This is a genomic window from Lysinimonas soli (genome assembly GCF_042655435.1).
Taxonomy (GTDB): Bacteria; Actinomycetota; Actinomycetes; order Actinomycetales; family Microbacteriaceae; genus Lysinimonas; species Lysinimonas soli.
Map to the genome: position 1 here is coordinate 627,006 of NZ_JBHSMG010000002.1, position 14,640 is coordinate 641,645.

The window sequence follows — 14,640 nt, forward strand, 5'->3', positions numbered from 1 at the left end:
CGTTCTCGAAACGAGAGGCACCTGAGTCCATGGCTACGAAACGTCACTTCCTGGGAGCCGCCGCCGCTGGTGCGGCCGCGCTCCTCATCCTCACCGGCTGCAGCACCGGAGGCGGTTCCACGCCGTCCACGACCGCGGCGACCGGGACCCCGATCGACGTCGCTGCGCTGAGCAGCCTGTCGTTCTTCCCCGAGGCGCCACAGGCCGCCCAGGCGGTCTTCGACGACTACAACGCGGCGGGCGGGTACCAGGGGCACCCGATCGCGTACAAGGTCTACGACGACAAGGCCGACCCGTCGGCGTCGGCCACCGCAGCGCAGAACGCGATCTCGTCCAAGGCGGTCGCGCTCGTCGGCAGCTCGTCGTTGCTCGACTGCCAGATCAACCACACCACCTGGGAGAGCAACAAGATCGTCTCCATCCAGGGCTCGGGCGTCGACCCGTACTGCTTCACCACTCCGAACATCTCGCCGACGAACGCGGGCCCCTACTTCGATGCGTTCGCCGCTCTGGACTACGGTTCCGAGACCCTTGGACTCAAGAACATCTGCGCCGTCTACACCCCCGACAGCCCGGCGATCAAGGCGGCCTTCGAGCAGTCGTTCGCCGCGTGGAGCACGGCGACCGGCAAGAGGCTGAGCTTCACCGACGACACCCTGACCCGCGGTCAGGCCTCCTACGCCGCGAATGTCTCGACCCTCAAGTCGAAGAAGTGCGATGCGATCTTCGAGGGCGACACCGGCGACTCGGTGCTCAAGTATCTGGGTGAGGCGGCGAACCAGGGCCTGACCCTTCCGGTGCTCGCACTCACCTCGAGCTTCTCGGACCAGTTCGCCCAGGCCTACAGCTACCCGGGCAACCTGTACGTGCCGGCCGAGTTCGCGCCGTACTACGACGACAAGGTCAGCGGCAACAGCGACTGGGCCAAGGTGATGGATGCCCACAAGGTTCCCAAGACCTCCTTCGCCCAGGGCGGGTACCTGGCCGCCAAGTACTTCATCGACGTGCTCGAATCGATCAAGGGCGACGTGACCCGCGACTCGTTCACGGCGGCTGCGAAGGGCATGACCAAGGCGATCTCGTCGCCGATGGCCCAGGCCGATTGGATCTTCGGATCGGCCGATCATCACCAGTCCAACAACACCGCCTACGTGGTGGAGTTGAAGGCGGGCACGACCACCTGGACGTCGGTCGGACCGCTGCTGACGGGGTCGAAGCTCGGCTGGAGCGACACGACGGTCCCGTCCGCCGGCTGACCGTCATCCTGTAGTGCGAGGCCGGGGAGCCCCTCTTCCCGGCCTCGCCTCCGCACGATCCGATCGATTCAAGGAGTGACGTGGACGTACTGGCTTCGCTCGTGGTCGGGCTCAGCTCCGGTGGCCTGTTCGCCCTGTTCGGCGTGCTCCTCACGCTGGTGGCATCGCTCACCCGCGTCATCAACTTCTCGCAGGTGGCGGTCGGCGTCTTCGGCGCCTACCTCTCGATCCACCTGACGTCGACCATGACCCCCCTGCCGCAGTGGGCGTCGACGCTGATCGCCGTGATCGCGGGCGCCCTGCTGTCGGCCGGGTTGGGCTGGGTCATCTCGCGGTGGCTGGGAGACTCCAGCACCACGGCCCGGTCCGCGGTCACGGTCGCGGCCCTGCTCGGGCTCGTGTCGCTGTCGTTCATCGTCTTCGGCACCCAGCCGCAGCAGCTCCGGCCGCTTCTGATCGGGCCGGTGTTCACGATCGGGGCGATCGCCGTGACCAAGGTCGGCGTGCTGCTCCTCGTGCTCGCGATCGTGACCGCCGCGGTCGCGCGAGCGGTGCTCACCTGGACTCCGCTCGGCGTGCGGTTGCGTGCCGTGGCCGACCGTCAGACCACGGCAGAGCTGCAGGGCATCAACGTCCGCGGCCTGCAGGTCGTCGTCTGGGCGTTCGTGGGTGCCATGTCGGGCCTCGTCGTCTCGGTCGTCGGCAACTCGCAGGCGGCCGGTGCGCAGTCGATGGTCACCCTCCTCGTCCCGTCCGCCGCCGCCGCCCTCGTCGGCGGATTCCGCAGCGTGGCGCTGACCATCGTGGGAGGCCTCGTCGTGGGCGGCGTGCAGGGCGTACTCACGGCGTTCCCGGCCATCACCCTGCTCAACGACTGGGTGCCGATCGTCGTCATCGTCGTGTTCCTGCTCTGGAACCAGCGCAAGGAGGTCTGGGATGCCGCACGCTGAGCGCGCCTGGGGGTCGTGGGCGATCGCCGCGGGCGCGGTGGTCGTCGCGCTCTGCCTCGCCTTCCTGCTGCCCCAGTACCTGCTGCTGATCGGCACCTCCGCCCTGATCGCGATGGTCTCGCTCATGGCGCTGGGAATCGTCACGGGCACGGCCGGCATGATCGCCCTCTGCCAGCTGACCTTCGCGGCGGTCGGGGCGTGGGTGCTGGACTACCTGATGACCCACACCTCCCTTGCGGCGGCTCTGGGAGCGGTGGCCTTCCCGGTCGCGATGATCGTCGGCGCCGTCGCGGCGTCGGCGCTCGGCTTCGTCGTGGGCCTTCCGGCGCTGCGGCTGCGCGGGGTCAACCTCGCGGTCGTGACCCTGGGCGTCGCCGCGGCCGCCGACCTCACGATCGAGAAGGTCTCGTTCCCGGATCAGGTCTCGGGCACGCCGGTCGCGCGCCCGTTCGGCATCCCCGGCATCGCCGATCTCGCCGGCAACCGCAACTACTTCCTCTTCACCCTCGCGGTCGCCGTGCTGATCGCGGTCGCCGTCTCGTTGCTCCAGCGCAGCCGGATCGGATCCGGCTGGCGGTCGGTCGCGTTCTCCGAGCGCGGCACGGCATCGGCGGGCTCGAGCGTCACGAGCGCGAAGCTGTCGGCGTTCACGGTGAGCGCGTTCATCGGCGGCCTCGCCGGCGGGCTCACGATGGGGCAGCTGGGCACGGCGAACTACACGACGTTCAGCACGGCGAACTCGCTGGGGCTCTACGTGCTGTCGATCGTGGTGGGGGCGCACCTCATCGACATGGCCATCCTGGGTGCCCTGATCTTCGTGCTGCTGCCCGAACTGCTCAAGCAGTTCGACATCCCGCTGGATTGGGCCGATCTCGCCTACGGGGTGCTCGGGGTGGTCTCGCTGACCACCAACTCCAACCTCGGAACGAACGTGCGTAACGGCCTGCTGCGGCGGCGTCGTCGACAGCCGGAGCTCGTCGTCGCCGGGGGAGCTCCGGACGCGGCGGAGCCGTCAGCTCCGCCGACGGGAAGCGCCGAGGTGCTGCTGGAGGTCAGGGGCCTGGCGGTGGAGTTCGGGGCGGTCAAGGCGCTCTCGGGAGTCGAGCTGCGGATCCACCGGGGCGAGATCCTCGGCCTGATCGGACCGAACGGGGCCGGCAAGTCGACCCTGGTCGACGCTCTCACCGGCTTCCTGCCCGCCCACTCCGGCACGGTGCGGCTCGCCGGCCGCCCGATCGATCGCCTGACTCCGCACCGCGTGGCGCGCCTCGGTCTGCGCCGCACCTTCCAGCAGGATCGCGTGCCGAGCACCATGACGATCGGCACCTATGCGAAGTTCGTCGCGCGGGGGCGTACGACCACGGCGCAGCTGGACGAGGTGCTGGAGTACCTCGGCTGCCCTCCGCGATCGACGCCCCTGCAGATCGTCGACGCGGGCACCCGCCGGCTCATCGAGGTCGCGGCCAACCTGGCGGCGGCTCCGCAGGTGCTGCTGCTGGACGAGCCCGCCGCGGGACTGTCGCACGACCAGCACCTCGCGTTCGCGAACCGGCTGCGGGGGATCCCGGAGCGCTTCGGCACGACCCTGCTGATCATCGAGCACGATCTCGACCTGGTCCGCAGCGTCTGCTCGCGCATCGCCGTCCTCGACTTCGGCGAGGTGCTCGCGGTCGGCGACCGCGAGACGGTGCTGTCCGACCCTCGGGTGCTCAAGGCCTACATGGGCGAGATGGAGATGCTGTGAGCCTCATCCTCGACGACGTCACGGTGCGCCGAGAGCTCGGCCCCGTCATCTCCCATGTCTCGCTCGAGGTGAGGCCCGGCGAGATCACGGTCCTCGTCGGCCCCAACGGCGCAGGCAAGACCAGCCTGCTCGAGGGCATCTCGGGCATCGTCGGCTCGGTCACCGGGTCGATGACGATGGACGGTAAAGACCTGCGCGCCTCGTCCCGTCGCCGCCGCTCCATGGACGGTCTCAAGCACGTGGAGCAAGGCCGCACGATCTTCCCGAACCTCACGGTTCGCGAGAACATCGCCCTGACCAGCCGCACCAAGGAGGATCTGCACGCCGCGCTCGAGCACTTCCCCGAGCTCGAGAAGCGCATGAACGCGCCGACGAAGCTCCTGTCGGGCGGAGAGCAGCAGATGGTCGTGCTCGCCCGGGCGTTCGCCTCCCGTCCGCGCTACCTGCTCGTCGACGAGATGTCGCTGGGCCTCGCCCCGGTGATCGTCACCCGCCTGATCCCCGTCGTCGCCCGCATCGCCGAGAGCGGGGTGGGGGTTCTGCTGGTCGAGCAGTTCGCCCACCTGGCGCTCCGGGTCGCCACCACGGCCGTCGTCGTCACGAGTGGCCGGATGAGCTACAACGGTTCGGCGGCCGCGCTGCTCGACGACGAGTCGGGGTTGCGCGACTACTACCTGGGCTGAGGCGGGGTCCCGTGGCCGGCGTCGCCGCGGCCGTCTCAGCGTTCGAGGCAGCGCGGTTCTAGACTTTGATTCCCGGATTCCACGATCTCTGGGCCTAAGGACGGGGGCAGAGGTGACCGCAGCGCAACGCCCTCGCCCGGTCACGCGAACGGATGTCGCTCGCCGCGCCGGCGTCAGCTCGGCGGTGGTGAGCTATGTCGTCAACGCGGGCCCACGCAACGTCGCTCCTGAAACGCGTGAGCGCGTTCTCCGCGCGATCGAGGAGCTGGGCTATCGGCCCAACGCGAGCGCTCGCGCGTTGAAGCGCGGTGTGAGCGAGACCATCGGCCTGATCGTCTCGGACATCACGAACCCGTTCTTCTCGGAGTACTCCCATGCGATCGAGGAGGCGGCCGCCGAGCGCGGCCTCTCGGTGATCTTCACCAACTCGGCGCTGGCGATCAGCCCCGAACGCGACGTCATCTACAAGATGATCCTGCGGGGGGTCGACGGACTGATCCTGGCGAGCACCCTCGACGAGCCGGAACTGGATGCGGCCAAGGCGGCCGGCATCCCCGTCGTGCTGATCGACCGAGCGCACGCTGTCGAGGGACACGCGAGCATCGGCTCCGACTTCCGCGAGGCATCTCGCGTCGCGGTCGAGCACCTCCTCGGCCACGGTCACACCCGCATCGGGTTCGTGACGGGGTACTCCGGCGGATCCACGACGACGGAGCGCGAGGCGGGTGGACGCGAGGCGATCCTGCGGGCGGGACTGGAACCCGGTCCCGTCGTCCGTGCCCAGTTCAGCCGGGACGGCGGGTACGACGCCGGCATCCGGATGCTCCAGCTGCCGGAGCGGCCGACGGCCGTGTACGTGATGTCCGATCAGCAGGCGATCGGATTCCTCAACGCGGTCCATGAGGCAGGCCTCAGGATTCCCGGCGAGATGGCGGTGGTGTCGTTCGACGGTTCCACGGAGTCCGAGTTCAGCTGGCCGCCACTCACCACCATGCGGCAGCCGGTGCGCGAGATGGCCCGCGCCGCCGTGGGACTGCTCTCCCTCAGAGACGCGGACTCCCTCGTGCATCACACCTTCGAGGCGCCGCTTCTGGTGCGCAGTTCGTGCGGGTGCAACCTGCCGCTCGAGCGCCCCCATCTGAGGTCCGGAGCGCCGTCGCTCACCTCGCTCGGCTAGCGCCGTCGCTGTGGTGGTCGCGCCGTCGCGCGACCAACGGGTCCGCAACACCGGGGAGAGGTCGATGGACCGGACGCTATCTACTCGTGTATATTGACCGCGCCGGGAGATTCTGCAACCCGTTCGGGATAGCGGCGTCCATAGCAGTTCTGATTACAAGGGAGTAATTCGACGATGACTACTGACCCCATGAGCGCCTTCAGCCGAGCGACTGGGCCCACGATGACGCGACGGGCACTGGTGTCCGGTGCCGTCAGCCTCGGAGCCCTCGCGGCTCTCGCCGCCTGCACGGGAACCGGCGGCGGATCCAGCACCGCATCCAAGACCCTGACCTTCGGCTCGGGCTCCTCCGACGATGTGCCCAAGCGCGCCTACGCCGCGGTGGTCTCGGCGTTCAGCAAGAAGACGGGCGACAAGGTGACCACGAACACCGTGGCGCACAACGACTTCCAGAACAACATCAACACCTACCTCCAGGGCAGCCCCGACGATGCGTTCACCTGGTTCGCCGGGTACCGGATGCGCTACTACGCCGGCAAGGGTCTGGTCGCGCCCGTCGACGACGTGTGGAAGAAGATCGGCGGCGACTTCAGCGCCGGCCTGGCGCAGGCCTCGACGGGAGACGACGGCAAGAAGTACTTCGTGCCGAACTACAACTACCCATGGGGCTTCTTCTACCGCAAGAGCGTGTGGCAGGCCAAGGGGTACACGGTGCCCACGAAGTTCGACGACCTCGTCACGCTCGCCAAGCAGATGCAGTCCGACGGCCTGACCCCGATCGCCTTCGCCGACAAGGACGGCTGGCCGGCGATGGGCACCTTCGACTACATCAACATGCGCACCAACGGCTACCAGTTCCACATGGACCTGACGGCGCACAAGGAGTCGTGGGATCAGAAGAAGGTCAAGGACGTCTTCGACAATTGGAAGCGGCTGCTCCCGTTCCAGTCGACGAACGCCCTCGGCCTCACCTGGCAGGAGGCCGCTCAAACGCTCGGCGCGGGCAAGGCGGGGATGTACCTGCTCGGCTCCTTCGTGACGCAGCAGTTCACCGACCCGACCGTGCTCGCCGACATCGACTTCTTCCCGTTCCCCGAGATCGCGGTCGAGGGCACGGATTCGGTCGAGGCGCCGATCGACGGCCTCATGCTGTCGAAGAAGGGCGGTGACAACCAGGCCGCCCACGACTTCCTCGCATTCATCGGGTCGGCCGCCGGTCAGGAGGCGTACTTCTCGGTGGACAAGTCGAACCTCATGACGGTCAAGACCGCCGACACCTCGTCGTACTCGGCCTTCAACAAGAAGCTCGCGGGCGTCATCGCCGACGCGAAGCACATCAGTCAGTTCTTCGACCGCGACGCGCTTCCGGCCATGGCCAACAACGTCATGATCCCGGCGCTCCAGGGCTTCCTCAAGGACGGAACCATCGACACGGGAAGCCTCGAATCGCAGGCCAAAGCGCTCTACGCCGCTCAGTAGATGAGCGTGTCATGACCCTCGACGCGCCCACTCGTGGCACGCCGCCTGGGGCGACGGGACTCGCGTCCCGCCGCCCCAGGCGGCGCTACAGCCTGCTGAACGGCCGGGACCGCGTGGTTCTCGTCGCGATGGTGGCCATTCCGACGCTCATCCAGTTGGTGCTCGTGTGGATCCCGACGGTGATCTCGGTGCTGCTGTCGTTCGTGAGGTGGAACGGGCTCGCGTTCAGCGACATCCGGCCCGCCGGCGTCGCGAACTACGACTTCATCTTCAGGAGCTATCCGCCCTTCTGGCCGGCGCTGGCGCACAACCTGCTGTGGCTGACCTTCCTCGCGCTGATCGCGACGCCGATCGGGCTCCTGCTGGCGATCCTGCTCGACCAGAACATCCGCGGGTCGCGCATCTACCAGAGCATCTTCTTCACCCCGGTGATGTTGTCGCTCGTGCTCATCGGCGTGATCTGGCAGCTCTTCTACTCGCAGAACAACGGTCTGCTGAACTTCCTTCTCGGCACCTCGGGGACCCCGCAGGCCGTGGACTGGTTCGGGGATCCCCACGTCAACATCTGGGCCGCCCTGATCGCGGCGACCTGGCGACATGCCGGTTACGTCATGATCCTGTACCTGGCCGGTCTCAAGGGAGTGGATCCCTCGCTGCGCGAGGCCGCGGCCCTCGACGGCGCGAACGCGGTGCAGTCCTTCTTCCGCGTCGTGTTGCCGGTCATGCGCCCGATCAACATCGTGATCGTGGTGATCACGATCATCGAGTCCCTGCGGGCATTCGACATCGTGTACATCATCAACCGCGGCACCAACGGTCTCGAGTTGATCAGCGCCCTCGTCATCCAGAACCTGGTCGGCGAGGGGCAGGTCATCGGCGTCGGCTCCGCGCTCGCCGTGGTGCTGCTGGTGATCTCGCTCGTGCCGATCGTGCTCTACCTCAGCCGCACCTTCAAGAAGGAGGCCTGATGACGGCCGCACTCGCCGCGCCGACGGATCGCGCACCGGCCCGTCGGCCGAAGAAGCGCCCGCGCTACGGCACCCACCTGTTCCTGGTCGTGATGGCGATCGTCTGGCTGGTCCCGCTCGGTTGGGCCCTGTTCACCGCGCTCCGCCCGAAGGTCGACACCGACAAGTACGGGTACTTCAGCCTGGGCGGCGCCTTCAACTTCGACAATTTCGTGACGGCGTGGAATCAGGGCGGGTTCGCGACCTACTTCGGCAACTCCGCGATCATCACGATCCCGACCGTGGTGCTGACCCTGCTCTTCGCCTCGATGATGGCTTTCGCCGTGTCGCGGTTCAGCTGGAAGTTCAACGTGACCCTGCTGATCATGTTCACGGCCGGCAATCTGCTGCCTCCGCAGGTTCTCGCGGCCCCGCTGTTCGAGATGTTCAAGCACTTCAATCTGCCGTACAGCGTGAGCGACTCGGGCAACCTGCTCAACACCTACACCGCGGTCATCGCCGTGGACACCGCGTTCCAGATCGGGTTCTGCACCTTCGTGCTCTCCAACTACATGAAGGCGCTGCCGATGGACCTGACCGAGGCGGCCTTCGTCGACGGGGCCGGGGTCTGGCGGCAGTACTGGGGCATCATCATGCCGCTGACCCGTCCGGCTTTCGCCGCCCTGGGCACCCTCGAAGTCATCTGGATCTACAACGACTTCTTCTGGCCGCTGCTGTTCATCCAGAGCGGCAACCGACTCCCGGTGACCACCGCCATCAACAACCTGCAGGGGCAGTTCCTCTCGAACTACAACCTGCTGGCCGCGGGCGCCATGATCACGGTGGTCCCCACCCTGATCATCTACCTCGCCCTGCAGCGGCAGTTCGTGGCCGGACTCACCCTCGGAGCGAGCAAAGGATGACCTTGCAACGACTGAGCACCCGCCTCGCCGAGGACGGCATCCCCCGGATCGCGTTCGGGGGCGACTACAACCCGGAGCAGTGGGATCCCGCGGTGTGGCGCGACGACGTGGAGCTGATGCGGGCGGCCGGCGTCAACCTGGTGAGCGTGGGCATCTTCTCCTGGGCGTTGCTCGAGGTCGAGGAGGGCGTGTTCGAGTTCGAGTGGCTCGACCAGGTGCTCGACCTGCTGCACTCGGCCGGGATCCGGGTCGACCTCGCCAACGCCTCGGCCTCGCCGCCGCCCTGGTTCTCGCACGCCCACCCCGAGTCGCTCCCCGTGACCCGGTCGGGCGTCCGGCTCGGCTACGGGTCGCGGCAGGCGTTCTGCCCGTCCAACCCCGACTATCGTCGCGCTGCAGCCCGACTCACCCGCGCGATCGTCGAACGCTATGCCGAGCATCCGGCGGTCGTCATGTGGCACGTGCACAACGAATACGGATGCCACAACCTGCCGTGCTACTGCGAGGAGTCGGGTCGCGCGTTCCAGCGATGGCTCGAGAAGAAGTACCGAACCGTCGACGCGCTCAATCGCGCGTGGGGCACGGCGTTCTGGTCGCAGCACTACACGCGCTTCGATCAGATCACGCCGCCGCGCCAGTCGGGCGCGAGTGTCAACACCGGCCAGGTGCTCGACTTCGCCCGGTTCTCCTCCGACGAGTTGCTCGACTGCTTCCGGGCGGAAGCCGAGATCCTGCGTGCCGGATCGTCGCATCCGGTCACGACCAACTTCATGGGCTTCTCGATGGGCCTCGACAAGCCGATCGACTACTGGGCCTGGTCCGCCGAGATGGACATCGTCTCCAACGACCACTATCTGATCGCCGACGATCCTTGCGGCTATCAGGAACTCGCGATGACGGCGGACTTCGTCCGCGGGCTCGCCGGCGGTTCGCCGTGGATGCTGATGGAGCACTCGACCTCCGCCGTCAACTGGCAGCCGCGCAATCGCGCCAAGGCGCCCGGTGAGATGTTGCGCAACACCATGCAGCACGTGGCCCGCGGGGCCGACGCCGCGCTCTTCTTCCAGTGGCGCGCCTCGGAGTCGGGCACGGAGAAGTTCCACTCGGCGATGGTGCCGCACGGCGGGGCGTCCACGGCGCGCTGGCGCGAGGTCGTCGAACTCGGCCGGTCGCTCGAGGCGATCTCGGAGGTGGTCGGCTCGCGCGTGTCGGGGGTGTCGGCCGCCATCATCCACGACACCGACGCGCGCTGGGGCAACGAGCTCAGCGACCACCCCAGCATCGATGTCGACGTCATCGCCGAGACGCGCCGATGGCACGCGGGGCTCGGGGAGCTCGGCGTGATCGCCGACATCCGCCGCTCGGTCGACGACCTCTCCGGCTACGCGCTGGTCGTCGTCCCCTCGCAGTATTTGATGACGCAGGAGGGTGCCGACAACATCCGCCGCTTCGTCGAGAACGGCGGCATCGTCGTCGTCACCTACTTCTCGGGCATCGTCGATCAGGACGACCATCTGCATCCCGGGGTCTACCCGGGCGTCTTCGCGAAGCTGCTCGGCGTCGCGATCGAGGAGTTCTTCCCCCTGATGCGCGATGAGCAGGTCGAGCTGACCCGGTTCGGTCCCGGCCGGGTCTTCAGCGAGTACGGACGTCTGGAGGGGGCCGAAGCGCTCGCGAGCTATGCCAGCGGGGCGACGGCCGGCTCCCCGGCGATCACGCGGAACGCCGTCGGCTCGGGAACCGCCTACTACGTGGGGACGGCGCTGCAGCAGCCGGGCATCCGCGCGTTCCTCGAACTGCTCGCCACGGAGCACGCGATCGCCACGAACCCGGCCGCGTCCGCCGACGTCGAGATCGTCGAGCGCCGTTCGGGAGCGAGGTCGTGGCTGTTCGTGATCAATCACGGCCTGTCGCCGGTCGAGGTCGAGACGGACGGGATCGAGTTGTTGTCGGGCGATGAGATCGACGGGCGGGTGACGGTGCCGGCGGGCAAGGTCGCCGTCGTCCGCGTGACCGCGTCGTGAGACCGCTCTACCTGCGCGGGGGAGGGTCCGCACTGCTCATCGACCTGAGCGGTGAGGTGCCCGCCGTCATCCACTGGGGCCGTGACCTCGGCGACGCCTCCGGGTTCGCCGACGCCTCCGTCAATCCCGTTCCGCACTCGTTCTACGACGCCCCCGTCGTCACCGAGCTGGTGCCCCAGGCCTCGAGCGGATGGCGCGGTCGGCCCGCCCTGCTCGGCCACCGCCCCGACGGCACGGGCTTCTCCCCCCGGTTCCGCACGGTGGCCTCCTCGCAGGACGGGGGAGACGCCCTGATCCGGCTGCGGTCCGCCGACGAGTCGCTCGAGCTGGAGGTGACCCTGTCGATGAGCCCGCGCGGCATGCTGCGGATGCGCCACGAGCTCATCAACACCTCGGACCTCGCGTTCCACCTCGACGGCCTGAATGTCGTGCTGCCGGTGGGCGCGGCGGCGACCGAGGTGGTCGACCTGACCGGCCGGTGGTGCCGCGAGCAGCATCCGCAACGTCAGGAGCTGCGGCAGGGCACCTGGCTGCGGGAGTACCGGCACGGTCGAACCGGTCACGACAGCTCGGTGCTCACCATGGTCGGCACCGAGGCCTTCTCGAATCGGCGGGGCGAGGTCTGGGCCACGCACTTCGGGTACAGCGGCAACCGTGCGAGCTACGTCGAGAAGACGGCCGCCGCACCGGCGATGATCGGCACGGGTCAGCTCTTCTCGCCGGGGGAGCTCGAGCTCGCTCCCGGCGCGAGCTACCGCACCCCGTGGCTGTACGCCGCCCACTCGACGCAGGGCATCGACGGGCTGTCCGAGGTGTTCCACGATTGGATCCGAGCCCGCCCCACGCATCCGCGCAGCGCCCGACCGGTCGTGCTCAACACGTGGGAGGCGGTGTACTTCGACCACGACCTCGAGACGCTGCGCGAGTTGGCGCGCGCCGCCGCTCGGCTGGGCGTCGAGCGTTTCGTGCTCGACGACGGCTGGTTCCGCGGTCGGCGTTCCGACCTGGCGGGCCTGGGGGACTGGACGGTGGACGAGAGGGTGTGGCCCGGCGGTCTCGATCCCCTGATCGACGAGGTCGTCGGGCAGGGCATGCAGTTCGGGCTCTGGGTCGAACCGGAGATGGTCAATGTCGACTCCGAGGTCATCCGTGAGCATTCGGACTGGATCAGCGGGCCCGGCGATCGCCTGCCGACCGGGTGGCGGCACCAGCAGGTCATCGATCTCGTGAATCCGGATGCCTGGCAGCACGTCTACTCCCAGATCGACACCCTGCTCTCCCGCTACCGCATCTCGTACCTGAAGTGGGACCAGAACCGGGATCTCGTCGAGGAGGGTCATCGTGGTGCCGCGTCGTCGCACCGCCAGATGGAGGCGAGCTATCGGCTGTTCGACGCCCTCAAGCGCGCGCATCCGGACGTCGAGATCGAGAGCTGCTCGTCCGGCGGGGCGCGCGTCGATCTGGGGATTCTCGAGCGCACCGACCGGGTGTGGGCGTCGGACTGCAACGACGCGCTCGAGCGGCAGACGATTCAACGCTGGACCCAGGCGCTCCTCCCGCCCGAGCTCGTGGGCACCCACGTCGGGCCGCCGCTCTCGCACACCACGGCCCGGACGCATTCGCTCTCGTTCCGCGCGATCACCGCGATGTTCGGCCACTTCGGGATCGAGTGGGACATCCGCGCGCTCGATCAGGACCAGTCCGCCGAGCTCGCGGCCGCGATCGCCCTCTACCAGCGGCACCGCGGCCTGCTCCACTCGGGGGTCTCGGTGCACGCCGATCTCAGCGACGACGCCTACGCGATGCAGGGCGTGGTCGCCGTGGACCGTGCCGAAGCCCTCTACTCGTTCGTCTGCCTGCGCAGCGCCCGCGACGAACTGCCCGGACGCATCGGGTTCCCCGGGCTGGATCCCCGGAAGCGGTACCGGGTCGCGGTCGTGTTCCCCACTGTCGGGATGCCGTTCGAGCAGCGCAACACCGTTCCGTGGACGGTGGAATCGGTGGTCGGATCCGGCGCCTTCCTGGGTGAGGTCGGACTCCCGATGCCGATCCTGCTGCCCGAGAACGGGATCCTGCTGCATGTGACCGAGGTCGCCGAGGTGTGACAGCGCGCCGGTGGATGCTGGTCGCGGCAGCGATCGTCCTCGTTCTGACCGTGCCCGCGGCACTCGGTGTCGCGCTGAGTGCACGGCACGCGGACCACGCGGATGCGCACCAGGCGGGGGACGGACCGGCGGCCGGCCATCCGAGCCGCCTCGCCGCCCTGACCCCGCCTATGGCACTGACCCCGCCCATGGGGTGGAACAGCTGGAACCGTTTCGGCTGCGACGTGAGTGCTGCGCTGGTCGAGCAATCTGCCGACCAGCTGGTGTCGCTCGGCCTCGCCTCCCTGGGCTACGGCTACGTCATCATCGACGACTGCTGGATGTCGCCGCACCGCGATGCCCGCACCGGCAGGCTGGTTCCCGACCCGGTGAAATTCCCCGACGGCATGGCGGTCGTCGCCCGCTACGTGCACGCGCTCGGCCTCCAGTTGGGGATCTACGAGGATGCCGGGACCACCACCTGCGCCGGATATCCCGGCAGCCTCGGACACGAGCGGCTCGATGCCCGGACCTTCGCCGAGTGGGGCGTCGACTACCTCAAGTACGACAACTGCAACCACGGCTCGAGCGTGACGACCGCGCAGTACATCGAACGCTACGCCGCGATGCGCCGCGCGCTCGATGCGGCCGGCCGGCCGATCCTGTTCGCGATCTGCGAATGGGGGGTGCACCATCCGTGGGCCTGGGCGGCCGGAATGGGGCAGACCTGGCGGACGACTCACGACATCACCGACAGCTACTCGTCGATGCTCGCCATCTTCCGGGTGAACGTCGGGCTCTCGGCCTACGCCGGTCCGGGCGGATGGAACGATCCCGACATGCTCGAGATCGGCAACGGCGGGATGACGCCCACCGAGGAACGCACCGAGTTCACCCTGTGGGCCGCGATGGCGGCTCCGCTCGTCGCGGGGACGGATCTGCGCACGATCAGCGCGGACGACCTGGCCGTCTACGGCGATCCGGAGGTCGTCGCCATCGATCAGGATCCGCTCGGGCGACAAGCGGTGCCGGTGGCCGACGGAGACCGTGGTCCCGGCGATCGGGGTCTCTGGGTGCTCAGCAAGCCCCTCGTGAACGGTGCCAGGGCGGTCGTGCTGTTCAACGCGACGGATGAGCCGCAGACGATGACGACGACGGCGGCGCAGCTGGGGCTCGCGCCGGCGGTGTCGTATGTCGCCCGCGACGTGTGGGCGAAGACGAGTTCGACCATCGCGGGACGCCTGACGGCCGTGGTCGCGCCGCACGCCGCTCTGCTGTTCCGCATCTCCGAGCCAGCCGGTCGCGCGTCGTGGAGCGGATGACGACGGACAGGTGCGCCCTGGCGGAGGCCCGCAGGCGTTCCGAGAGGGATC

Annotated in this window: 11 protein-coding genes; all 11 read left to right on the top strand. The window is 68.3% G+C overall.

Features of this window, described 5'->3' with window-relative positions; translation table 11 throughout:
* The first annotated feature begins 29 nt into the window (after positions 1-29).
* The 11 genes from ACFPJ4_RS10620 to ACFPJ4_RS10670 all read left to right on the top strand — a co-directional run bounded on the left by ACFPJ4_RS10620 (position 30) and on the right by ACFPJ4_RS10670 (position 14,589).
* Complete coding sequence (locus tag ACFPJ4_RS10620) at positions 30-1,256, top strand: ABC transporter substrate-binding protein (protein ID WP_386740379.1); 1,227 nt, start codon at positions 30-32, stop codon at positions 1,254-1,256.
* Positions 1,257-1,336: 80 nt separating this feature from the next.
* Complete coding sequence (locus ACFPJ4_RS10625; protein ID WP_386740380.1) at positions 1,337-2,206, top strand: branched-chain amino acid ABC transporter permease; 870 nt, start codon at positions 1,337-1,339, stop codon at positions 2,204-2,206.
* Positions 2,193-3,950 carry a branched-chain amino acid ABC transporter ATP-binding protein/permease gene (locus tag ACFPJ4_RS10630; RefSeq protein ID WP_386740381.1) on the top strand — a complete coding sequence of 586 codons (1,758 nt, stop codon included), beginning with the start codon at positions 2,193-2,195 and terminating at the stop codon, positions 3,948-3,950. The genes ACFPJ4_RS10625 and ACFPJ4_RS10630 overlap by 14 nt, the downstream gene beginning before the upstream one ends.
* Positions 3,947-4,633 (top strand): ABC transporter ATP-binding protein, encoded by a 687-nt coding sequence (locus tag ACFPJ4_RS10635; protein WP_386740382.1) that lies wholly within the window; start codon positions 3,947-3,949, stop codon positions 4,631-4,633. The genes ACFPJ4_RS10630 and ACFPJ4_RS10635 overlap by 4 nt, the downstream gene beginning before the upstream one ends.
* 112 nt (positions 4,634-4,745) lie before the next feature.
* Positions 4,746-5,810, top strand: a complete 1,065-nt coding sequence (locus ACFPJ4_RS10640; RefSeq protein ID WP_386740383.1) for a LacI family DNA-binding transcriptional regulator — start codon at positions 4,746-4,748, stop codon at positions 5,808-5,810.
* A gap of 222 nt (positions 5,811-6,032) precedes the next feature.
* Entirely contained in the window at positions 6,033-7,289 is a 1,257-nt protein-coding gene (locus ACFPJ4_RS10645) for an ABC transporter substrate-binding protein (RefSeq protein ID WP_386740384.1), read from the top strand.
* Positions 7,290-7,300: 11 nt separating this feature from the next.
* Complete coding sequence (locus ACFPJ4_RS10650) at positions 7,301-8,257, top strand: carbohydrate ABC transporter permease (RefSeq protein WP_386740386.1); 957 nt, start codon at positions 7,301-7,303, stop codon at positions 8,255-8,257.
* Positions 8,257-9,159, top strand: a complete 903-nt coding sequence (locus ACFPJ4_RS10655; protein WP_386740387.1) for a carbohydrate ABC transporter permease — start codon at positions 8,257-8,259, stop codon at positions 9,157-9,159. The genes ACFPJ4_RS10650 and ACFPJ4_RS10655 overlap by 1 nt, the downstream gene beginning before the upstream one ends.
* A complete protein-coding gene (locus ACFPJ4_RS10660; protein WP_386740388.1) occupies positions 9,156-11,183 on the top strand; it encodes a beta-galactosidase in 2,028 nt (675 codons plus the stop codon). Before ACFPJ4_RS10655 ends, ACFPJ4_RS10660 begins: the two co-directional genes overlap by 4 nt.
* Positions 11,180-13,288 (top strand): alpha-galactosidase, encoded by a 2,109-nt coding sequence (locus ACFPJ4_RS10665; protein ID WP_386740390.1) that lies wholly within the window; start codon positions 11,180-11,182, stop codon positions 13,286-13,288. The genes ACFPJ4_RS10660 and ACFPJ4_RS10665 overlap by 4 nt, the downstream gene beginning before the upstream one ends.
* Positions 13,285-14,589, top strand: a complete 1,305-nt coding sequence (locus ACFPJ4_RS10670) for a glycoside hydrolase family 27 protein (protein ID WP_386740391.1) — start codon at positions 13,285-13,287, stop codon at positions 14,587-14,589. The genes ACFPJ4_RS10665 and ACFPJ4_RS10670 overlap by 4 nt, the downstream gene beginning before the upstream one ends.
* Positions 14,590-14,640 lie beyond the last annotated feature (51 nt).

Excerpts from the sequence above, each read along its gene's own strand:
- ACFPJ4_RS10620 (WP_386740379.1), top strand. The coding sequence starts at position 30 with ATGGCTACGAAACGTCACTTCCTGGGAGCCGCCGCCGCTGGTGCGGCC.
- ACFPJ4_RS10630 (WP_386740381.1), top strand. The coding sequence starts at position 2,193 with ATGCCGCACGCTGAGCGCGCCTGGGGGTCGTGGGCGATCGCCGCGGGC.
- ACFPJ4_RS10660 (WP_386740388.1), top strand. The coding sequence starts at position 9,156 with ATGACCTTGCAACGACTGAGCACCCGCCTCGCCGAGGACGGCATCCCC.
- ACFPJ4_RS10650 (WP_386740386.1), top strand. The coding sequence starts at position 7,301 with ATGACCCTCGACGCGCCCACTCGTGGCACGCCGCCTGGGGCGACGGGA.
- ACFPJ4_RS10645 (WP_386740384.1), top strand. The coding sequence starts at position 6,033 with ATGACGCGACGGGCACTGGTGTCCGGTGCCGTCAGCCTCGGAGCCCTC.
- ACFPJ4_RS10655 (WP_386740387.1), top strand. The coding sequence starts at position 8,257 with ATGACGGCCGCACTCGCCGCGCCGACGGATCGCGCACCGGCCCGTCGG.